This window comes from Pseudomonas syringae group sp. J309-1 (genome assembly GCF_032582135.1).
Taxonomy (GTDB): domain Bacteria; phylum Pseudomonadota; class Gammaproteobacteria; order Pseudomonadales; family Pseudomonadaceae; genus Aquipseudomonas; species Aquipseudomonas quasicaspiana.
Map to the genome: position 1 here is coordinate 108,145 of NZ_JAWHNU010000013.1, position 20,103 is coordinate 128,247.

The window sequence follows — 20,103 nt, forward strand, 5'->3', positions numbered from 1 at the left end:
CAGCTTAGTGGCTTGCAGCAGTCTTCGCTTCCTTGCGGATCATCGCGGTGTTCAGGGCCCGTTCCGCCTGGTTCTTGCGCAGCAATTGCCAGCGGGAAATCACGCCCTTGGGTGCCCAGATCTGCGGCTCAGACGCTTCGTAGTTATCTGCTATCTCACGCTCTGCGACGAAAGCTTTGGCGTCGCTGAAAGCTTGTTGCAGGTCATCGGTTTCGACCAGCGCCTTGGCAAATAGTGCATCGCCAAAATAAGTGAAGTCCGCTTCTTCCGAGCAGCCAAAGGAAACCCGGTCAGCACGGGAGGCGGTCATGATCAGCGTGCGCTCGTCTTTCAGTGCCGGGATGAAGCCGCCGGAGTAGCAGGCTGAAATGACGATGACTTTGTCGCGATTCTTCAACGGGGCCAGTGCCTCAGCCAGTTCGTCGGCGGGCAGGTCGGCCAGTTCCAGGCGTGGCTGATCGAGTACCAGTTCATGCTCGGAAGTGCCGTGGCTGGTCAGGTAAATGAACACCAGATCTTCCGGGCCGCTGCGTTGTGCCAGGGTTTTCACTGCGCGGCTGATGCTTTCCCGGGTGGCCAGAGGACGATCAATCATATGGTCGCGATGGTTGACCAGCGTAATCTGCCCAAAAGCGCCGAAGCGTGAGGCCAGCAAATTGTTGACGTAGTCGGCTTCGCGCAGGAACACGCTTTGTTTGCCGTCGCCGCCCACCACCAGGCTGAACAGCTCTACTGATGGCGTTGAGGCCGGTACCGCAGCGAGAGATTTTTCCAGTAGCGGGCCCTGGGCCAGCAAGCCAGCCTCCAGCGTATCGGGCAGCAGTTTGCCCTTGGCGTCGCGGATCAATTGTCCGTTGGCCCATGTGCCGCTTTGCACGCTGCCCTGAATCGGAGTCAGAACGCCTTGGCCCTGATAGACGTCATCGGCGAATTGCCCAACGTAAGTCGTGCCATCCACCTGCCTCAAGCGGCCCTGGCCGGTAAAGCGCCAGTTAGTGAATTCCCCTTGGTAGCGGCTGCCATCGGCACCGATCAATTCGCCTTTGCCGTTTAATGCGCCCGCTCTGAACTGGCCCACCCACACGTCGCCATCGCTATTTTCGTAGCGGCCGCGGCCATCCAGTTGGTTGTTACGAAAGCCACCGACGTATTGATCGCCTTCGGCGCTGGTAAAGCTGCCGTTGCCTTCCAGCTTGCCGTTGACGAATTTGCCGCTGAACTGGTTACCGCTGGCGTCGCTGCGCAGACCTTCGCCATTGGGCTTGCCGCGGGCAAACATGCCTTGGTACTGGCTGCCGTCTTCGAGTTCGATACGGCCCAACCCTTCGTATTGGTCAGCCTTGAAGGCCCCGCGATAAGTCAGGCCCTTCTCTTTGAGCGTACCTTCGCCTTCGCGGCGTCCTTGTTTGAAACCGCCGACGTAGACACCACCGTGAGTAATCAGTGTGCCTTCACCGTCGAACAGACCGTTGGCGAAGTAACCTTTATAGGTGTCGCCATTACTCGCGTGCCATTCGCCGTGGCCCTGCCACAGTCCGTCGTGAAATTCTCCCTTGTACCAACTACCGTTGGGGTAGTCGATGCGGCCCTGGCCCTGTAGCAGGCCATTGACCACGTCCCCGCGATAGCGTCCACCGTCTGGCAGGCGCGCGTCAGGAGGGGACAGCGGTTCGCCCTCTCCGCAAGCAGCGAGAAGAAAAGTCAGAGCCAAAGGAACAAGCGCGCGCATGGTCAATCCTGAGCAAGATGATTTCAGGCGTGCAAGTGACGATCAGGTGGCGTTATGTGCACAGCCGCAGGGAGTATGCCGCAGCGAGTATTAGTGGCGAAACAGTCTGTAACGACTGTTTCGTGTTTCGGCCGTTTTACACGAAGCACAACGACAAAGGTTCGGCGATGAATGCAGGCTTTTCCTGCCCTTCGATTTCCAGTGTGGCCGTGGCTTTCAGTAGCCATTGACCGGGTTTTTTCTCGGTGACTTCAGTCAGCGCGACTTTTAGACGAACGCGTGAATCGACTTTGACCGGCTGAATGAAGCGAACGCTGTCCAGCCCATAGTTGACCACCATTTTCAAACCGTCAGGCAGCACCAGCAGGTTTTCCATCAACTTGGGAATCAACGATAACGACAGGAAGCCGTGGGCGATGGTCCCGCCAAATGGCGTCTGCGCAGCTTTGACCGGATCGACGTGAATGAACTGGTAATCGCCCGTGGCTTCAGCGAATAAATTAATGCGTTCCTGGTCGATGGTCAGCCATTCGGAATGTCCCAACTCCTTGCCAATGTAGTCCTTGAGCTCTGCAACAGGTACGAAAGGCATGTCCACTCTCCTTGTTCTGGCTGATGTTGTTGTCGCTTTTTGCGTGTTATTGCGTAGGATTTTGCCTGCGCTTGCGACACCAAGATCAGCAGAGAGAGTGGGATTGGTCAAGGAAGCCTAATGTCGCGAATGCCCATCCATAGCTCTACAAGGTGCTTATAATGGCCCGCGAATCTGCTGGAGCTTTCTATGTTGCTAAGGGGCCTGACCTGGCTGGTGCTGTTTCAATTACTTGGCACCGCGCTGAATCATTTGTTCTTGTCCATTTTGCCGGGACCAATCATTGGTCTGGTGCTGTTGCTGGCATTCCTCATGGTGCGCGGCGAAGTCAGTGAGCCCATTAGTCAGGCTGCCAGCAGTCTGCTGCGTTACTTGCCGCTTTTGCTGGTGCCACCTGCGGTGGGTGTGATGGTCTATGCGGCGGCAATTGCCGAAGACTTCTGGGCGATTGTCGGCGCGCTGGTGCTGTCGCTGTTGATTGCCCTGACTTTTGCCGGATGGCTGATGCAGAAACTGATCGAACGTCAGGCGCGTGCCGGGAGGCATCATGACGCTTGATTGGTACGGCGCCGGGATGTCGGTGATTCATCATCCGCTATTTGGTATAGCGATTACCCTGGGCGCTTATCAACTGGCGCTGGCCGCTTATGAGAAGACTCGTCTGGTGTTCCTGCAGCCGGTGTTGATCTCCATGCTGGTGCTGATTGGTGTGCTGACCGCCTGTGGCGTGAGCTACGTGGAGTACCGCAAGAGCACGGAAATCCTCAGCGTCCTGCTGGGCCCGGCGACGGTTGCGCTGGCGGTGCCCCTTTATTTGAATTTGCGTCGAATTCGTCAGTTGTTGTGGCCGACCTTAACTACGCTGGTAGTGGGCGGCGTGTTCGCCACCGGGCTGTGTTTGCTGCTGGGTGTGTGGTTCGGTGCCGATCACATGATTTTGATGACCATGGCGCCGAAATCAGTGACGTCACCGATCGCCATGCTGGTGGCTGAGCAGATCGGCGGAGTTGCAGCACTGGCCGCAGTGTTCGTTCTGATCACCGGCGTGCTTGGCGCTATATTCGGGCCCGGCTTGCTGACGCTGGCGCGGGTCGATAATCCTGCTGCGCGGGGTATGGCGCTGGGCCTGACGGCGCATGCTGTCGGGACTTCAATCGCGTTGCAGGAAGGCGAGGAGTGCGGCGCGTTCGCTGCGCTCGGGATGAGTCTGATGGGAGTCGCCACGGCGTTGTTCCTGCCGTTGGCGGTGTCTCTGGTCGTTTAAAGGTGCATGTATGACATTGCCGCTGTTTCCACTTAACGCTGTGCTGTTTCCGGGGTGCATTCTCGATCTGCAATTGTTCGAGGCGCGCTACCTGGACATGATCGGGCGCTGCATGAAGCAGGGAGAAGGTTTTGGCGTGGTGTGCATCACCCAGGGCAGTGAGGTCGGCGATGCTCCCAGCGAATACTCTCTGATTGGCTGTGAAGCACTGGTACGTGACTTTCAGACACAGGACAACGGTCTGCTGGGGATTCGTGTCGAAGGCGGACGGCGGTTTCGCGTGTTGAGCACCGAAACCCAGCGCGATCAGTTACTGATCGCTCAGGTGCAATGGCTGGATGAGCCTCAGGAGCGCCCGCTTCAGGAGGAAGACGCAGATCTGGTGGCGCTGCTGGCAGCCTTGGCTGAACATCCTATGGTGGAGGCCTTGAATATGGGGCTCAAGGCCAATGGTCAGTGGTCACTGGCCAATCAGTTGGCCTATCTGCTGCCGTTCACCGAAGAAGACAAGATCAAGCTGCTGGAAATCGACGACCCTGAAGATCGCCTGGACGCCATCCAGGATCTGCTCGACGAAATGCAAGGCGATCTTCAGGCTTGATCCTGCTCCTTGGAACAACGCAGAGCGGGTAGGAGCCAACTTGTTGGCGAGGCGTCAGTTCTGTGCAAGCAGGTCTATCGTCTCGCGAACAAGTTCGCTCCTACCGGGCGTTTCTTTCACTCAGCTTCTGGATCAGTACTGATAACGCAGCACCGCATGCGGTAGTGAGTGCAACGCGAAGCCGGTGAACAGCACGGCCAGCGAAGGCAATATCAGCCACCAGATACGCACCGGCAAGGCTGGCAGCGACAATTGACGTTGCACCACGCTCAAGCTGATAGCGCACAGCGTGAATGCCAGCAGCATTCCGGCCAGTACGTCGGTTGGCCAATGCACGCCGAGGTAAACCCGTGACATGGCAATCGAGATCGCCGGTAATCCGCCGAGCATCAGCCATGTCAGGCGCAGCCGCACCGGCTGGCCGCGACCAGCCAGTACTGCCAGGGTCATGAAAAATGCAAATGCGGCAGAGCTGTGTCCACTCGGCATGCTGTAAGTCGTCAATGGTTCAAGCAGCACTTCCGGACGCTGGCGTGCGAACACCCATTTCATCCCGCCATTAGCGCAGGCTGTACCCAGCGTCGTTATGCAGGCAAACAGCGCATGCCGCCATTGTCGGGTGATCAGCAATATCACCAGCAACAAGGCTGCGGCGAAGAACTGGGTGCGGAAATCCCCAAGGCCGGTGACCACAATAACGAACTGATCGACCACCGTGCTGCGGTGTTCCTGAATCAGCGTCATGATGCCGTTATCAAGCTGCGTCAGGTGCGGCCAGCCGAAGAATATGGCAGCGAGTAGAACTGCGCTGGTCGCCGCGATGATTTCAGTGGCGTACTTTTTGGAGCGAAGGCTGGTCTGGATGGCGACGCCGATCAGTATCGCCAGTCCACCGCCGACTACGGCTGCCTGAGGCCAGAACCCTTCCGGCAATGGCAAGCGAACAGCCGCGCCCGCAGCCCAGCCCGGTAGCAGATAGGCTATCGACCAGCCTACCGCAGCGATGACGCTTACGGCGGCGAAACGCGGGAACGGCATGTCGAACATGCCTGCCACCATGGGCAGCATCGGCCGCAGTGGGCCAATGAAGCGCCCGACCAGCAGGCTGGCGATGCCGTAACGCTGGAAATAGGTTTCTGCGCCGCCGATCCACTCCGGATGGGTACGAAGGCCCGGAAGGCGTCGAATGCTCTGATGGTACTTGCGACCAATGAAGTAGGAAACAGCATCGCCCAACAGGCCGCCGAGAAAACCCAGCAGCAGGACCTCACCCAGCGGCAGAATCCCGCTGCCGGCCAACGCTGCAACAGCAAACAGTACGACTGTCCCCGGCACGATAATCCCGACAATCGCTACGCATTCAACGAACGCGATCAAAAAGATAGCCACGCTCAGCCACGAGGGATTGACCGCCAGCCAGCCGGTGATGCTGTCGAGCCATTGGCCCATGGTTAATTTCCTTGATCGAGATAAAAGTAGTCGCGCCCTTCGACCTGACCGCGTCGCAGCGGGTTCCGTGTGCAGAAGCGAGCGTATTCAGGGTCCACGAAGCGGTACATCAGGTGTTCATCACGGCCCAGAGGTATGCCCAGCCGCGTGGTCTGGATGATACGGGGTGGCGTTTGGCCCACATCTTCCACGAGCAATAAATTTGCATCGAAACGTTTCGCGTCCCACATCGGCACTTTAAGGCCTAGCGCTTTGCACAGCAGTGTCTGGCCTGCACAGAGACGCTCGGGCGCACGCAGCGCGCCGCTGGCATCGGGGTTGTTCAACTGCATTCTGGCAAGGCTATTGGCATCCGATACGGCATCGACCCATGGATGGGCTGATTTGATCAATACCGCATTGCCCGGCCCTTCGGCGCTGAAGTTAAGCGAATCCCCGCCGCGTGCGTAGTACATATATATGTGCCCGCCATCGAGAAACAGTGCTCTGCGTTTTTCGGTGTAGCCGAGTGATGCGTGGCTGCCTTTTTCGGCGAAATAGTAAGCTTCGGTTTCGATAATGCGCGCGGCAAGCCAAAGATCGCCCACCTTGTGCCTGATCACTTTGCCCAGCAGCGCCTGCGCCAGAACCTGGGCGTCGCGGTTGAAGAAGCTGTCGGGCAAGGGGATTGGCATAGCGGGGTACACAAAAGGGGCGGGCGCTGATCATATCAATGCGCGGCTTAATTGCAGCTGAATGTGACAGTCCAAAATATGTGCCTGCATCTGTAGGAGCTGCCGAAGGCTGCGAAGCATTTACCCTGACACACCGCGATCGCAGCCTTCGGCAGCTCCTACAATTCACCTGGTTGTTGCGCGGCAGGGGTGTGTCAGTAGCACAGAGCGATCTCCTGAAGATAAAACCTGCGCCCTATTTCGCCCCGTTATCGACCATCCGCCTGTCACCGCTGTCGTTAGCGGCGCCCGACAGCTATAATCGGCCGCTTTCTTCTCTGCCAAGACCTCTGAGACCATGACTGAGTCCGTTCTTGACTACATGACCCGCCTGGGTCGCGCCGCCCGCGAAGCTTCGCGAGTGATCGGCCGTGCCAGCACCGCGCAGAAAAACCGCGCCCTGCTTGCCACCGCCGCCGCTCTGGACGAAGCCCGCGACGAGTTGTCCGCAGCCAATGATCTGGACCTGGCCGCAGGTCGCGCCAATGGTCTGGAGCCTGCCATGCTTGAACGTCTGGCCCTGACCCCCGCACGTATCGACAGCATGATCGTCGGGTTGCGTCAGGTGGCGAATCTGCCCGACCCGGTTGGCGCGATCCGCGACATGAGCTTTCGGCCGTCGGGTATTCAAGTCGGCAAGATGCGTGTGCCCCTGGGCGTGGTCGGGATCATCTACGAGTCACGTCCGAACGTGACCATCGATGCTGCCAGTCTGTGCCTGAAGTCGGGTAACGCCACTATTTTGCGTGGCGGCTCCGAAGCGATTAACTCCAACCGGGCGATTGCTGCCTGTGTACAGCGCGGTCTGGCTGAAGCCGGGCTGCCTGCTGCTGTGGTGCAAGTGGTGGAAACCACTGACCGCGCCGCCGTCGGTGCGCTGATCACCATGCCCGAGTACGTGGATGTGATCGTTCCTCGTGGCGGCAAGGGTTTGATCGAGCGTGTCAGCCGTGATGCGCGTGTCCCGGTCATCAAACACCTGGACGGTATCTGTCATGTCTATGTCAGCGCCCACGCTGACCTGCCCAAGGCTCAGCGAATTGCCTTCAACGCCAAGGCTTACCGTTATGGCATTTGTGGTGCTATGGAAACGCTGCTGGTCGATCAGACCATCGCCGCCGAATTTCTGCCTCAGATGGCTGCCCAGTTCCGCGAAAAAGGCGTTGAGCTGCGTGGCTGCGAGCGCACCCGCGATCTGATCGAAGCGATCCCGGCCACCGAAGAAGACTGGAATACCGAGTATCTGGCTGCGATTCTGTCGATTCGTATCGTGACCGGGCTGGATCAGGCCATCGAACACATCAACCACTATGGCTCGCATCACAGCGATGCCATTGTTTCAGACCATCAGGGGCAGGTTCGCCGTTTCATGGCTGAAGTCGACTCCAGCTCCGTAATGGTCAATGCACCTACCAGCTTTGCCGATGGCTTTGAATACGGATTGGGTGCGGAGATCGGCATTTCTACTGATAAGCTGCACGCCCGTGGTCCGGTCGGTCTGGAAGGGCTGACGTGCGAAAAGTACATCGTGATCGGCGACGGCCAGTTGCGCGGACAGGAGCCAGCCTGACTTGAGCGCACCTGTGCAGCACGCGGCAATTCCCGCGGATGCTGTAGTCGAGGCCGTTGAGGTCTTGCCCAAACGTATCGGTATGCTGGGCGGCACGTTCGACCCGGTTCACATCGGTCACTTGCGCGGAGCCCTTGAGGTTGCCGCGTTGCTTGAACTCGATGAGTTGCGCCTGACGCCTAGCGCCAGGCCACCTCATCGCGAAATGCCGAGTGTCAGCGCAAACGACCGTCTCGCGATGGTCGTTTGCGCAGTGGCCGGCGTGACGCCCTTGACGGTGGATGACCGTGAACTGAATCGGGACAAACCGTCGTACACCATCGACACCCTGGTATCGATGCGCGCCGAACTGGCCGCAGAGGACCAGTTGTTCCTGTTGCTGGGCTGGGATGCTTTTTGCGGGCTACCCACCTGGCATCGTTGGGAGGAGTTGCTGGAGCACTGCCATATAGTGGTGCTCCAGCGCCCGGACGCCGACAGCGAGTCGCCGGATGCCATGCGCAATCTGCTGGCGGCACGTGCGGTCAGCGATCCGAAGGCCCTTAAGGGGCCCGGCGGGCACATTACATTCGTCTGGCAGACGCCTTTATCGGTGTCTGCCACCCAGATCCGCCAACTGCTGGCCAGCGGTAAGTCGGTACGTTTTCTGGTGCCAGACGCCGTACTGGCCTACATCGAGGAGCACGGGCTGTACCGTGCTCCCAATTGAACTGAATGAGTTTTATATGACCAAGCAAAAACACAACATTTCCGGCGAAGAGCTGGTTGAACTGACCAAGGCCGCTCTGGAAGACGTCAAAGCCCAGGACATCCTGGTCATCGACGTGAAAGACAAGCACAGCCTGACTGACTACATGGTTATCGCCACCGGTACCTCGAACCGTCAGATCAACGCGATGCTCGACAAGGTTCGCGAAAACGTCAAAGCCCGCGGCGCGCAGCCATTGGGCGAAGAAGGCAAGGGCGAAAGCGATTGGGTACTGCTCGATCTGGGCGACGTTATCGTGCACATGATGACTGCCGCTGCTCGTCAGTTCTATGACCTGGAACGCCTCTGGCAGGGTGCCGAGCAGAGCCGTGCTGCGAGCGCTGCGCATCACACCCCAGGCAACGAAGTCGAATAAGGCTTTATTGTGCGTCTGCGTTTGATTGCCGTTGGTTCGCGCATGCCCAAGTGGGTGGAAGAAGGCTGGCATGAATATGCCAAGCGTCTGCCATCCGAACTGGTGCTCGACCTCGTGGAAATTCCGCTCAATACCCGTGGCAAGAATGCCGATGTGGCCCGCCTGATCCGTCAGGAAGGAGAGGCCATGCTGGCAAAAGTGCAACCGGGCGAGCGGATCGTGACCCTGGAAGTGCACGGCAAGCCATGGAGCACCGAACAACTCTCGGTTGAGCTGGACCGCTGGCGCCTTGATTCACGCACTGTGAATCTTATGGTGGGCGGCCCTGAAGGGCTGGCCCCGGAAGTCTGTGCGCGCAGCGAACAACGCTGGTCATTGTCGCCCTTGACGTTGCCGCACCCTCTGGTGCGCATCCTCATTGGCGAACAGATCTATCGCGCCTGGACAGTTCTGTCCGGGCACCCCTATCACAAATAGCATCGCGCCCTCATGTCTCAGCCGATTCGCCTAAAAGACCACGAGAAAGACGCACGCCTTGTGCGTGGTCGCGTCGTGGTCGGGGCTGTGGCCGTGGTGGCGCTGGTGTGTGTGTTGATTGCCCGGCTGTATTTCCTGCAGGTCATTCAGTACGACTATCATTCGACCCTGTCGGAAAACAATCGGGTCCATGTGCAGCCGATTCCACCGAGCCGTGGGTTGATCTTCGACCGCAATGGTGTGGTGATCGCTGACAACCGGCCCAGCTTCAGTTTGAGCATGACCCGCGAGCGTTCTGGCGACTGGGCGCAGGTGCTGGATACCATCGTCGAGGTGCTGGAACTGACACCGGACGACCGGCTGATCTTTGAAAAGCGCATGAAGCAGGGGCGGCGGCCATTTGAGCCGGTGCCCATCCTTTTTGAGCTGACTGAAGAGCAAATCGCCCGCGTGGCGGTTAACCAGTTCAGGTTGCCTGGCGTGGAAGTCGTTGCGCAGCTCGTTCGGCATTACCCTCAGGGTCCGCACTTTGCACACTCTGTGGGTTACATGGGGCGGATCAACGAGAAAGAGCTGAAAAACCTCGATCCGGTCAACTACAGCGGTACTCACCACATTGGCAAAACCGGGATCGAGCGTTTCTACGAAGATCAGTTGCACGGTCAAGTGGGTTACGAGGAAGTCGAAACCAACGCTCGTGGTCGTGTCTTGCGAGTGCTCAAGCGGACTGATCCTGTGCCCGGCAAGGACATCGTCCTCAGCCTGGACATCAAACTTCAGGAAGCCGCCGAAGCCGCCCTTGCAGGGCGTCGTGGTGCCGTTGTGGCCATGGACCCGAGAAACGGCGAGGTGCTTGCGATGGTCAGCGCGCCGAGCTTCGACCCGAACCCGTTTGTAACCGGCATCAGTTTCAAGGCTTATGCCGAGCTGCGTGATTCCATCGATCGGCCGCTGTTCAACCGGATTTTGCGCGGTTTGTATCCACCCGGTTCGACGATCAAGCCCGCTGTGGCGATTGCCGGACTGGATTCGGGTGTTGTGACAGCGTCAAGTCGGGTGTTCGACCCGGGCTATTACCAATTGCCCAATTACGATCACAAATACCGTAACTGGAACCGCACCGGCGATGGCTATGTGGATCTGGATACCGCGATCATGCGTTCCAACGATACCTATTTCTACGATCTGGCCCATAAGCTGGGCATTGACCGGCTCTCCGCATACATGAACAAGTTCGGTATCGGACAAAAAGTATCGCTGGATATGTTTGAAGAGTCTCCCGGCCTGATGCCATCCCGTGACTGGAAGCGTGCGACCCGTCGTCAGGCCTGGTTCCCGGGGGAAACACTGATTCTCGGGATCGGCCAGGGCTACATGCAGGCCACGCCATTGCAGCTGGCCCAGGCCACCGCGCTGGTCGCCAACAGAGGCGTGTGGAACCGGCCACATCTGGCCAAGAGCATCGAGGGTGAGAAGCCTGTTGATGAAAATCCGATGCCCAATATCGTGTTGCGTAACCCCTCTGACTGGGACAAGGTCAACCACGGCATGCAGCAGGTTATGCACGGCGCCCGGGGTACAGCGCGTAAAGCCGCCATTGGTGCTCAATACCTGATCGCTGGCAAAAGCGGCACCGCGCAAGTGGTGGCAATCAAGCAGGGCGAGAAGTACGACCGCTCCAAGGTTCAGGAACGTCACCTCGACCACGCTCTCTTCGTAGGCTTTGCTCCGGCCAATGATCCAAAGATTGTGGTTTCGGTCATGGTCGAAAACGGCGAGTCCGGCTCAGGTGTTGCGGCCCCTGTGGTTCGTCAGGTCATGGATGCCTGGCTGCTCAAACCTGACGGAACACTCAAACCTGAATATGGCGGCGCTCAAGCCGTGGAGGCCGCGGCCAGTGCCAGTGAAGAGTAATTTCGACCGCATTTTGTCCAGCGAAGACGTGATGCGTCGCCGTGCGACCTTCTTGCAGCGCATTCATATCGATGGTCCTTTGCTGGTGCTTTTGCTGACATTGGCGGCGGGCAGCCTGTTCGTCCTGTATTCGGCCAGCGGCAAGAACTGGGACTTGCTGATCAAGCAGGCGAGTTCGTTCGGTATCGGCTTGGTGGCAATGGTGATCATTGCCCAGCTGGAGCCGCGCTTCATGGCTCGCTGGGTCCCCGTGCTGTATGTGATCGGCGTGTTATTACTGGTGGTGGTGGATGTCATGGGCCACAACGCCATGGGGGCCACGCGCTGGATCAATATCCCAGGAGTCATCCGCTTTCAGCCGTCCGAGTTCCTCAAGATCATCATGCCGGCGACCATCGCCTGGTATCTGTCCAAGCGAACCCTGCCGCCGCAGCTCAAGCATGTTGGGGTGAGTCTGGCGCTGATCGGCGTTCCGTTTGCCTTGATCGTTCGCCAGCCAGACCTCGGTACTTCGCTGCTGATTCTGGCCTCGGGTGCGTTCGTGATGTTCATGGCCGGTCTGCGCTGGCGCTGGATTATCAGCGTGATCGCCGCTGCGGTGCCGGTATCCGTCGCCATGTGGTTTTTCATCATGCACGACTACCAGAAGCAGCGGGTGCTGACCTTTCTTGACCCTGAAAGTGATCCGCTGGGTACTGGCTGGAACATCATTCAGTCAAAAGCGGCCATCGGATCCGGCGGCGTATTCGGCAAAGGCTGGCTACTCGGTACTCAGTCACACCTGGACTTCCTGCCGGAAAGCCACACCGACTTCATCATCGCTGTACTGGGCGAAGAGTTCGGGTTGGTGGGGATTTGTGCTCTGTTGCTGATCTACATGCTGCTCATCGGGCGCGGGCTGGTGATTACCGCTCAGGCCCAGACATTGTTCGGCAAATTGCTGGCGGGTGCGCTGACAATGACATTTTTTGTTTACGTTTTCGTCAACATCGGTATGGTCAGTGGCCTGTTGCCGGTAGTGGGCGTGCCGTTACCCTTCATTAGCTATGGAGGAACTTCGCTCGTGACGCTGCTGTCAGCCTTTGGAGTTTTGATGTCGATCCATACACACCGTAAATGGATCGCTCAGGTTTGATTAAGGTGAAGAATTCAATGCAAGTAGTGCGTAGCTGGGCTCGATATGCTCCGGTGGTCGGCCTGGTTGGCATCCTTGGATCTGTTCAGGAAGCATTTGCTGGCGATTACGAAGGTTCGCCGCAAGTCGCCGAATTTGTCGGCCAGATGACTCGGGACTATGGTTTCGCTGGCGAACAACTGATCGAAGTATTTCGCGAAGTAGAACGCAAACAGGCGATTCTTGACGCGATTTCCCGCCCGGCCGAGCGGGTCAAGCAATGGAAAGACTACCGCCCGATGTTCATTACTGACGCGCGAATTGCGCGAGGTGTGGACTTCTGGCGTCAGCACGAAGCTGCGCTCACACGCGCGGAACAGGAGTATGGCGTTCCGGCTCAGGTCATCGTATCGATCATCGGTGTCGAAACCTTTTTCGGGCGTAATACCGGCAACTATCGAGTGATCGATGCACTGTCTACGCTGGGCTTCGACTACCCGCCGCGTGCTGACTTCTTCCGCAAAGAGCTGCGCGAGTTCTTGTTGCTGGCACGGGAAGAGCAGGTTGATCCGCTGACGCTCAAGGGCTCTTATGCTGGTGCGATGGGGCTGCCGCAGTTCATGCCGAGCAGCTTCCGCGCCTATGCCGTGGATTTCGACGGCGACGGACACATTAATATCTGGACCGATCCGGATGATGCCATTGGCAGTGTGGCCAGTTACTTCAAGCAGCATGGCTGGGTAGCTGGCGAGCCGGTTGTCAGCCTGGCGAGCGTACGCGGTGAGCGTGTCGATGAAGGCCTCACACCGGGCATTGATCCGGTAAAGACCGTCGGGGAGTTGCGAGCCTTGGGGTGGTCGAGTCATGATGCGCTGCGCGACGACTTGCCAGTGACCGCATTCAAGCTGGAAGGCGAAAACGGGCCTGAATACTGGATGGGTTTGAAGAATTTTTATGCAATCACTCGCTATAACCGCAGTGTGATGTACGCCATGAGTGTTCATCAGCTGTCTGAATTGTTGGTTCAAGCTCGGGGCGTCAAGTAATGCGGGCATTGCCGATGGTTACATCGTTGAAGTTGATGGCGTTGGCTTCGCTGTCATTGCTGGTGGTCAGCTGTTCGTCCCCAAGCCGTCCTGTGCAGAAGGGCACCGCCGGTATTTCTTCGCCACCGGGCCTGGACATCAACCGTGCGCATAAAGATGGCGCGCCTTGGTGGGATGTGGATATCTCGCGTATTCCGGATGCTACGCCGAGCCTGCACACCGGGCCGTACAAGGCGAACCCATACACCGTGCTGGGCAAAACCTATTTCCCGATCCAGGATTCCCGGAACTATGTCGCGTCGGGCACTGCGTCCTGGTATGGCACCAAGTTCCACGGGCAGAACACCGCCAACGGCGAGGTTTATGACCTGTATGGTATGAGCGCGGCGCACAAGACGCTGCCGCTGCCGAGCTATGTCAAAGTGACGAATCTGGACAACAACCGTACCGTGATCCTGCGGGTCAATGACCGCGGGCCGTTCTATTCGGATCGCATCATCGATTTGTCCTACGCTGCCGCCAAGAAGCTCGGCTATGCCGAGACCGGTACGGCGCGTGTGAAGGTCGAGGGTATCGATCCACAGGTATGGCTGGCTCAGAATGGGCGTCCTGCGCCGCTGTTGCCTAGCCAGCCGCAAGCCATTCCGCAAGCTGCAGCCCCGGCATTGATCGCATCCGCCGGGACCATCGAGCAGTACACGCCACCGCCGCAACAGCACGCTGCGCCTGCGGTGCCGTTTGACGCAAAAAAAAACGCTTCCGCACCAGCCTCTGGGCTGTATCTCCAGGTGGGCGCGTTCGCCAACCCGGACGCTGCGGAGCTCCTGAGGTCGAAATTGAGCGGAATGGTTCGGGCTCCGGTGTTCGTGAGTTCGATAGCCCGCAATCAACAGACACTCTATCGAGTTCGAATGGGACCGATCGGCACTCAGGGTGAAGCCCAGCAAATGCAAAACAGCGTAAGGTCAGCCAATCTGGGCCAGCCTAGCGTCGTGACACTGGATTAAGAGCTGTTTACGTCCCGCAGAGATATTCGGGACGCATCGGTTTTACAATTGCCTGCCGAACGATTGCCACCAGAGCAAGCCGCGCAGGCAATTGTCCATGAGTCTGTCTGTCAAGCAGGCGGTTCATGGGCCAGGATTAGAGCCTGGCACCGCCGGTCGTTGTGAGCGGTACCGCTTGCATCGGCCCGTTAAGCTTTGCCCGTGAGGGCATGTTTGCCCATTAGCAATTTCGAGAGACGGATGAACATCACCACCTTTGCAAAACGCTTGTGCCTGCTTGTACCGCTGATCATCACTCCGGCTGCCTGGGCCGCTGAACAGATGACGCCTTCCGCTCCGCAACTGGCTGCCAAAGCCTATGTGCTGATGGACGCGAGCAGCGGTAACGTTCTGGTCGAGAACAACGGCGACCAGCGTTTGGCGCCTGCCAGCCTGACCAAACTGATGACTGCCTATATCGCGACGCTGGAAATTCGTCGTGGGCAGATCGGCGAGAATGATCCGGTGACCGTCAGCGAGAACGCCTGGCGTACCGGCGGTTCGCGGATGTTCATCAAAGTGGGCAGCCAGGTCACCGTCAGCGATCTGCTGCACGGGATCATCATTCAGTCCGGCAACGACGCCAGCGTAGCGCTCTCCGAGCACATCGCCGGTAGCGAAGACGCATTCGCCGACATGATGAACAAGACTGCTGCTGATCTGGGCATGACCAACAGTCACTTCATGAACCCGACAGGCCTGCCGAACCCGGAGCACTATTCGTCGGCCCACGACATGGCGATTCTGGCTCGCGCGATCATTCATGAAGATCCGGCTCACTATGCGATCTACTCGCAGAAAGAGTTCTTCTGGAACAACATCAAGCAACCTAACCGCAACCTGCTGCTGTGGCGCGACAAGACCGTTGATGGTCTGAAAACCGGCCACACCGATGAAGCGGGCTATTGCATGGTGTCTTCTGCCGTTCGTGATGGCATGCGTTTGATCGCCGTGGTGTTTGGCACCAGCAGCGAGCAGGCCCGTGCGGCGGAAACCCAGAAGTTGCTGACTTACGGCTTCCGTTTCTTCGAAACCCAGAACTTCTACCAGAAGGGCACTGAGCTGGCTCAGGCAACCGTCTGGAAAGGCACCGAGCGCCAAATCAAGGCTGGCCTGGCTGAAGACCTGAGCATGACCATGCCAAAAGGCGAGATGAAGAAGCTGACCGCCAGCATGACCATGAACCCGCAGCTGGTCGCGCCAATCGCCAAAGGCGACGTGATCGGCAAGGTTGAAGTGAAAATGGAAGACAAAGTCGTCCATACCGCTAACCTGATCGCCCTCGACGCTGTTGAGGAAGGTGGCATCTTCCGCCGCGTGTGGGATAGCATTCGCCTGTTCTTCTTCGGCTTGTTCAACTGATTACAGTACAACGCTGACCACGACGCGCCCACTCATACCCTGAGTGGGCGCGTTTCCGTCTTCACGGCTTGTGAGACCTTTACTGCCATGACAGATTCCGACGTCAAGTCGCACAAAATCGAATTCCCCTGCGATGACTATCCGATCAAAGTGATCGGTGACACAGGTGTGGGTTTCAAAGACAGCGTGATCGAGATTCTGGCCAAATACGCCAAGATCGAGATATCCACGCTCGCCGAACGCCAAAGCAGCAACGGCAAGTACACGACTATCCAGTTGCACATCGTTGCAACCGGCGAAGATCAACTGCGTGACATCAATAGCGCACTGCGCGCTACGGGTCGCGTGCACATGGTGCTTTGATGGGCGCAATGCTGGGCGTTCGAGAGCTCGGCCAGATCGATTACGAACTGGCCTGGCATGCGATGCAGCGCTTTACCGACCAGCGCGGTAAAGACACTCAGGACGAGATCTGGCTGGTGCAGCACGCACCGGTTTTCACTCAGGGGCAGTCCGGCAAGCCCGAACATTTGCTATTACCGGGTAATATTCCGGTGGTACAGGTCGATCGTGGCGGCCAAGTGACCTATCATGGCCCCGGCCAATTGGTGGTCTACCTGATGCTCGATGTCAGGCGCCTTGGTTTCGGTGTACGTGATCTGGTAACCCGGATCGAGAACAGCCTGATCGATTTGCTGGCCAGTTACGGTGTAACTGCCGCAGCCAAGGCTGACGCACCGGGTGTTTATGTCGATGGAGCGAAGATCGCGTCCCTGGGGCTGCGAATTCGCCACGGTTGCTCATTCCATGGTCTGGCGCTGAACGTCGACATGGACCTTGAGCCCTTTCGACGGATTAATCCCTGTGGATACGCAGGTCTGGCAATGACCCAGCTGTGCGATCATGCGGGCCCGATTGAATTTGCCGAGGTAAGTGCCCGGCTGCGTACGCAGCTCGTCAAACACCTCGACTATGCTGAGCAGACGACCCTAACGGGCGGAATCGACTGATTATGACTACTGCGACTGAAACTGCCGTGCAAACCTTGATCCCAACCGTCGACGTTTCCGAGCGTGCACCTCGCCCTAAAGTTGAGGCAGGCGTGAAGCTGCGTGGCGCGGAAAAAGTTGCGCGTATCCCGGTGAAGATCATTCCAACTGTCGATCTGCCGAAAAAGCCTGACTGGATCCGCGTTCGTATTCCGGTCTCCCCTGAGGTTGATCGCGTCAAGCAACTGCTGCGCAAGCACAAACTGCACAGCGTTTGCGAAGAGGCTTCCTGCCCGAACCTGGGCGAGTGCTTCTCCGGCGGCACTGCGACCTTCATGATCATGGGTGATATCTGCACCCGTCGCTGCCCGTTCTGCGATGTGGGCCATGGTCGTCCGAAGGCGCTCGACGTCAACGAGCCGACCAATCTGGCGGTTGCCATTGCCGACCTGCGTCTCAAGTACGTCGTTATCACCTCGGTAGACCGCGATGACCTTCGTGATGGCGGTGCCCAGCACTTCGCCGACTGCATCCGCGAGATCCGCAAGCTGTCGCCAAACGTGCAGCTTGAAACGCTGGTTCCGGACTATCGTGGCCGCATGGACGTTGCGCTGGAAATCACCGCAGCCGAGCCGCCAGATGTGTTCAACCACAACCTGGAAACCGTGCCGCGTCTCTACAAGGCTGCGCGTCCGGGGTCGGATTACCAGTGGTCGCTGACCCTGCTGCAACGTTTCAAGCAGATGGTCCCGCACGTACCGACCAAGTCCGGCTTGATGCTGGGCCTGGGCGAAACCGACGAGGAAGTCATCGAAGTGATGCAGCGCATGCGCGAGCACGACATCGACATGCTGACCCTGGGTCAATACCTGCAACCTTCCCGCAGCCACTTGCCGGTGCAGCGCTTCGTGCATCCGGACACCTTCGCCTGGTTTGCCGAAGAAGGTTACAAGATGGGCTTCAAAAACGTGGCGTCTGGCCCGCTGGTGCGCTCTTCTTATCACGCCGACGAACAGGCCAAGATTGCCGTCAAGGCTATGGTCTGACGCGTTAAGCGTTGATCGTTTGAGCTACAAACAAAACGGGCCGGATATCACTATCCGGCCCGTTTTTGTTTGCGTATGTTCAGACTGTTAAGGATTCTATATTAGCTTGAAAACCCAATTCCCCTGGGAGCGAATTCATTCGCGAAAGCGGTATTCCAGCCAATGAAGATGTGTCGAATGTACTGCCCTCTTCGCGAATGAATTCGCTCCCACAAGTGGCCGCGCAAATTTACCTGATTCTATGGTTTGCGCAGGTTTTGCAACAATTCTTGTGTCGGATACCCATCTGCTGGCCATCCCAACGCCTGCTGAGCGCTGCGAATGGCTTTGCGCGTATTGGCGCCGATAATGCCGTCCGGGTTGCCTGCGTCGTAGCCGCTGGCCGAGAGCAGGCTTTGCAGCTCCATGCGCTCAGAACGGCTCAGAGGGACGTCTCCACGCGGCCAGCTTCCTTCGACGAGGCCGCCACCCTGGAATCGTCCTGACAACAGCCCGATCGCCAATGCGTAAGACGAAGAGTTGTTGTAACGCAGGATGGCGCGGAAATTATCCATCACCAGAAACGCAGGGCCTTTGTAGCCAGCGGGTAACAACAGTGCGGCTTGTTGCTGTAAGGCGGTCGCAGGCAAGGCACTGCCGCTAGGCAATGTCAGACCCAGTTGCTGCCATTCCGCCAGACTCTTGCGGGTTGAGGCGTCAGCCAGTGCGTAGTCGAAACCACTGGCGAGTTTGACCTCATAGCCCCAAGGCTGACCGGTCTGCCAGCCAGAGCTTTGCAAGTAGTGCGCAGTCGACGCGAGGGCATCCGGAGCGCTGTTCCAGATATCCCGGCGACCGTCACCGTCGAAATCCACTGCATGGGTGTTGTACGTCGTCGGGATGAACTGCGTCTGGCCCATGGCACCGCCCCAGGAACCGATCATCTGTTCTGGGGCTATGTCGCCCTGTTGCAGAATTTGCAGTGCGGCCAGCAACTGATCCTGGGCGAAACTGCGACGGCGCCCTTCATAAGCAAGCGTCGCCAGTGAGCGAATCACCGATTGCGAACCCTGGAACTGCCCGAAATTACTCTCCATGCCCCATACCGCAACCAACGCATTGCGGTCTACGCCGTATCGCTGTTCTATGGTTTGCAGGACGCCAGCATATTGGTTGAGCAACGCTTGCCCTTTGCGAACGCGTGCGTCAGAGATCGCACCGTCCAGGTATTCCCATACTGGCCGAGTGAATTCCGGCTGGCTGCGGTCAGCTTTCACCACCTTCATATCCGGCGTCACGCCTGTGAAGGCACGATCGAAAATGTCTGCTCTGATACCTGCCTTGAGTGCCTGCGCGCGGAAACCAGCCTGCCAGTCGGCAAAGCTCATGGTGGGCAGAATATCGAGATTGGCATCCACGGCAATGGCCGGAGCCGGTGAGGCCAGCGGCGTGGTGATAACGCGTGGAAGAGGCGTGGCGTCGGCTGCTGTCGGTTTTTCCGCACAGGCAACTAACAGGATAAGGCTGGAGGCAGCGATCATTTGGCGCATTTGCCAACGTCGGAAAAAACAAGAGGGCATGCTTGGGTCCAAGGTATTACCGTTAGATGCAGACCTTATCATGCCTGCAGGCCGGAAAGGACCTCGGGGAACAGTCGCGATGTTTCAGGCAGCCAGAAAGTAAGAAGCCTCCCAGCTTTTAGACTGGAAGGCTTCGCGGCGGTAGCTGCCTTTGCCTTTGCCGGGTTGTTCCTGGCGGCTGCGGAACAATGGCTGGGCAATGATGGATTTGGCCTTGTTGGGCCGTTTGGACTTTTTCATGGTGATGTTCTCTCGGCTGTTAAGTAAGCGGCGCGAATGATCGACCCAAGACAGGGCAGTGTCTAATTGATCTGCGCTATCGCTGGCAAATCTCTGTGGAGGGTTATCTATTTGCCAGCAAATCCAGTCCCAGTGGGAGCAGGGCTTGCCCGCGAACACCTCTGTGCAACAGACATATTGCGTCATCGTTCATCGCGGGCAAGCCCTAATGCCTGTCAGTTAAGCTCCGTTGGTTTTTTCTTTGGATATTTGACCGGCCTTGGTTTGA

The 20,103-nt window shown here is 58.0% G+C and carries 21 protein-coding genes; 15 read left to right on the forward strand and 6 right to left on the reverse strand.

Annotation, left to right across the window (positions count from 1 at the left end):
* Positions 1 to 4: 4 nt before the first annotated feature.
* Complete coding sequence (locus RX972_RS10430; RefSeq protein WP_316874830.1) at positions 5 to 1,729, reverse strand: C13 family peptidase; 1,725 nt, start codon at positions 1,727 to 1,729, stop codon at positions 5 to 7.
* Positions 1,730 to 1,865: 136 nt separating this feature from the next.
* Positions 1,866 to 2,321, reverse strand: coding sequence for a MaoC family dehydratase (locus tag RX972_RS10435; protein WP_027897918.1), 456 nt, complete (start codon positions 2,319 to 2,321; stop codon positions 1,866 to 1,868).
* 189 nt (positions 2,322 to 2,510) lie between these two features.
* On the opposite strand from RX972_RS10435, the gene RX972_RS10440 reads away from it, so the two are divergent.
* Genes RX972_RS10440 through RX972_RS10450 form a run of 3 tightly spaced genes read left to right on the forward strand, consistent with a single transcriptional unit; the run spans position 2,511 to position 4,186 of the window.
* Entirely contained in the window at positions 2,511 to 2,879 is a 369-nt protein-coding gene (locus RX972_RS10440; RefSeq protein ID WP_027897919.1) for a CidA/LrgA family protein, read from the forward strand.
* Positions 2,869 to 3,585: an LrgB family protein gene (locus RX972_RS10445; protein WP_027897920.1), complete on the forward strand. Its 717-nt coding sequence runs from the start codon at positions 2,869 to 2,871 to the stop codon at positions 3,583 to 3,585. Before RX972_RS10440 ends, RX972_RS10445 begins: the two co-directional genes overlap by 11 nt.
* 10 nt (positions 3,586 to 3,595) lie before the next feature.
* The gene (locus RX972_RS10450) at positions 3,596 to 4,186 is read left to right on the forward strand and encodes an LON peptidase substrate-binding domain-containing protein (protein ID WP_316874835.1); all 591 of its coding nucleotides are present in this window, start codon (positions 3,596 to 3,598) and stop codon (positions 4,184 to 4,186) included.
* A gap of 132 nt (positions 4,187 to 4,318) precedes the next feature.
* On the opposite strand, the gene RX972_RS10455 is transcribed toward RX972_RS10450, so the two are convergent.
* A complete protein-coding gene (locus RX972_RS10455) occupies positions 4,319 to 5,635 on the reverse strand; it encodes a bifunctional DedA family/phosphatase PAP2 family protein (RefSeq protein WP_316874836.1) in 1,317 nt (438 codons plus the stop codon).
* Between the two features lie 2 nt (positions 5,636 to 5,637).
* On the reverse strand, positions 5,638 to 6,309 hold the full coding sequence (locus RX972_RS10460; protein ID WP_099268217.1) for a DNA-3-methyladenine glycosylase: 672 nt from the start codon (positions 6,307 to 6,309) through the stop codon (positions 5,638 to 5,640).
* 337 nt (positions 6,310 to 6,646) lie between these two features.
* Here RX972_RS10460 and RX972_RS10465 point away from each other — a divergent pair, with 337 nt between their 5' ends.
* From RX972_RS10465 to lipA, 12 genes are all read left to right on the forward strand, one after another.
* Positions 6,647 to 7,918, forward strand: a complete 1,272-nt coding sequence (locus RX972_RS10465) for a glutamate-5-semialdehyde dehydrogenase (protein ID WP_316874838.1) — start codon at positions 6,647 to 6,649, stop codon at positions 7,916 to 7,918.
* Between the two features lie 64 nt (positions 7,919 to 7,982).
* Complete coding sequence (gene nadD, locus RX972_RS10470; RefSeq protein ID WP_176560584.1) at positions 7,983 to 8,627, forward strand: nicotinate-nucleotide adenylyltransferase; 645 nt, start codon at positions 7,983 to 7,985, stop codon at positions 8,625 to 8,627.
* 16 nt (positions 8,628 to 8,643) lie between these two features.
* Complete coding sequence (rsfS, locus tag RX972_RS10475) at positions 8,644 to 9,042, forward strand: ribosome silencing factor (RefSeq protein ID WP_027902314.1); 399 nt, start codon at positions 8,644 to 8,646, stop codon at positions 9,040 to 9,042.
* Positions 9,043 to 9,051: 9 nt separating this feature from the next.
* Positions 9,052 to 9,519, forward strand: coding sequence for a 23S rRNA (pseudouridine(1915)-N(3))-methyltransferase RlmH (gene rlmH, locus RX972_RS10480; RefSeq protein ID WP_316874841.1), 468 nt, complete (start codon positions 9,052 to 9,054; stop codon positions 9,517 to 9,519).
* 12 nt (positions 9,520 to 9,531) lie between these two features.
* Positions 9,532 to 11,433, forward strand: a complete 1,902-nt coding sequence (mrdA, locus tag RX972_RS10485) for a penicillin-binding protein 2 (protein ID WP_122707054.1) — start codon at positions 9,532 to 9,534, stop codon at positions 11,431 to 11,433.
* Positions 11,434 to 11,464: 31 nt separating this feature from the next.
* Positions 11,465 to 12,568 (forward strand): rod shape-determining protein RodA, encoded by a 1,104-nt coding sequence (gene rodA, locus RX972_RS10490; RefSeq protein ID WP_049827151.1) that lies wholly within the window; start codon positions 11,465 to 11,467, stop codon positions 12,566 to 12,568.
* Between the two features lie 17 nt (positions 12,569 to 12,585).
* Positions 12,586 to 13,593, forward strand: a complete 1,008-nt coding sequence (gene mltB, locus RX972_RS10495) for a lytic murein transglycosylase B (protein WP_099268219.1) — start codon at positions 12,586 to 12,588, stop codon at positions 13,591 to 13,593.
* Positions 13,593 to 14,600: a septal ring lytic transglycosylase RlpA family protein gene (locus RX972_RS10500; RefSeq protein ID WP_231667782.1), complete on the forward strand. Its 1,008-nt coding sequence runs from the start codon at positions 13,593 to 13,595 to the stop codon at positions 14,598 to 14,600. The genes mltB and RX972_RS10500 overlap by 1 nt, the downstream gene beginning before the upstream one ends.
* A 240-nt stretch (positions 14,601 to 14,840) precedes the next feature.
* The gene (locus tag RX972_RS10505) at positions 14,841 to 16,001 is read left to right on the forward strand and encodes a D-alanyl-D-alanine carboxypeptidase family protein (protein ID WP_027902320.1); all 1,161 of its coding nucleotides are present in this window, start codon (positions 14,841 to 14,843) and stop codon (positions 15,999 to 16,001) included.
* 87 nt (positions 16,002 to 16,088) lie between these two features.
* Positions 16,089 to 16,364: a DUF493 domain-containing protein gene (locus RX972_RS10510; RefSeq protein WP_027902321.1), complete on the forward strand. Its 276-nt coding sequence runs from the start codon at positions 16,089 to 16,091 to the stop codon at positions 16,362 to 16,364.
* Complete coding sequence (gene lipB / locus RX972_RS10515; RefSeq protein ID WP_027902322.1) at positions 16,364 to 17,011, forward strand: lipoyl(octanoyl) transferase LipB; 648 nt, start codon at positions 16,364 to 16,366, stop codon at positions 17,009 to 17,011. The genes RX972_RS10510 and lipB overlap by 1 nt, the downstream gene beginning before the upstream one ends.
* A gap of 2 nt (positions 17,012 to 17,013) precedes the next feature.
* Entirely contained in the window at positions 17,014 to 18,036 is a 1,023-nt protein-coding gene (gene lipA, locus RX972_RS10520; RefSeq protein ID WP_027902323.1) for a lipoyl synthase, read from the forward strand.
* 239 nt (positions 18,037 to 18,275) lie between these two features.
* Here the strand turns inward: lipA and RX972_RS10525 are convergent, their stop codons facing one another.
* A complete protein-coding gene (locus RX972_RS10525; protein WP_027902324.1) occupies positions 18,276 to 19,595 on the reverse strand; it encodes a lytic murein transglycosylase in 1,320 nt (439 codons plus the stop codon).
* An 84-nt stretch (positions 19,596 to 19,679) separates the two neighbouring features.
* Positions 19,680 to 19,835, reverse strand: a complete 156-nt coding sequence (gene arfA, locus RX972_RS10530; RefSeq protein WP_027902325.1) for an alternative ribosome rescue factor ArfA — start codon at positions 19,833 to 19,835, stop codon at positions 19,680 to 19,682.
* Between the last annotated feature and the right edge of the window lie 268 nt (positions 19,836 to 20,103).

Coding starts and splice junctions, on each gene's coding strand:
- RX972_RS10435 (WP_027897918.1), bottom strand. CDS start 2,321: ATGCCTTTCGTACCTGTTGCAGAGCTCAAGGACTACATTGGCAAGGAG.
- RX972_RS10450 (WP_316874835.1), top strand. CDS start 3,596: ATGACATTGCCGCTGTTTCCACTTAACGCTGTGCTGTTTCCGGGGTGC.
- rsfS (WP_027902314.1), top strand. CDS start 8,644: ATGACCAAGCAAAAACACAACATTTCCGGCGAAGAGCTGGTTGAACTG.
- lipA (WP_027902323.1), top strand. CDS start 17,014: ATGACTACTGCGACTGAAACTGCCGTGCAAACCTTGATCCCAACCGTC.
- mrdA (WP_122707054.1), top strand. CDS start 9,532: ATGTCTCAGCCGATTCGCCTAAAAGACCACGAGAAAGACGCACGCCTT.
- mltB (WP_099268219.1), top strand. CDS start 12,586: ATGCAAGTAGTGCGTAGCTGGGCTCGATATGCTCCGGTGGTCGGCCTG.
- rodA (WP_049827151.1), top strand. CDS start 11,465: ATGCGTCGCCGTGCGACCTTCTTGCAGCGCATTCATATCGATGGTCCT.
- RX972_RS10525 (WP_027902324.1), bottom strand. CDS start 19,595: ATGCCCTCTTGTTTTTTCCGACGTTGGCAAATGCGCCAAATGATCGCT.
- RX972_RS10500 (WP_231667782.1), top strand. CDS start 13,593: ATGCGGGCATTGCCGATGGTTACATCGTTGAAGTTGATGGCGTTGGCT.
- arfA (WP_027902325.1), bottom strand. CDS start 19,835: ATGAAAAAGTCCAAACGGCCCAACAAGGCCAAATCCATCATTGCCCAG.
- RX972_RS10430 (WP_316874830.1), bottom strand. CDS start 1,729: ATGCGCGCGCTTGTTCCTTTGGCTCTGACTTTTCTTCTCGCTGCTTGC.
- RX972_RS10455 (WP_316874836.1), bottom strand. CDS start 5,635: ATGGGCCAATGGCTCGACAGCATCACCGGCTGGCTGGCGGTCAATCCC.
- RX972_RS10460 (WP_099268217.1), bottom strand. CDS start 6,309: ATGCCAATCCCCTTGCCCGACAGCTTCTTCAACCGCGACGCCCAGGTT.
- RX972_RS10440 (WP_027897919.1), top strand. CDS start 2,511: ATGTTGCTAAGGGGCCTGACCTGGCTGGTGCTGTTTCAATTACTTGGC.
- RX972_RS10465 (WP_316874838.1), top strand. CDS start 6,647: ATGACTGAGTCCGTTCTTGACTACATGACCCGCCTGGGTCGCGCCGCC.
- lipB (WP_027902322.1), top strand. CDS start 16,364: ATGGGCGCAATGCTGGGCGTTCGAGAGCTCGGCCAGATCGATTACGAA.
- RX972_RS10510 (WP_027902321.1), top strand. CDS start 16,089: ATGACAGATTCCGACGTCAAGTCGCACAAAATCGAATTCCCCTGCGAT.
- RX972_RS10445 (WP_027897920.1), top strand. CDS start 2,869: ATGACGCTTGATTGGTACGGCGCCGGGATGTCGGTGATTCATCATCCG.
- RX972_RS10505 (WP_027902320.1), top strand. CDS start 14,841: ATGAACATCACCACCTTTGCAAAACGCTTGTGCCTGCTTGTACCGCTG.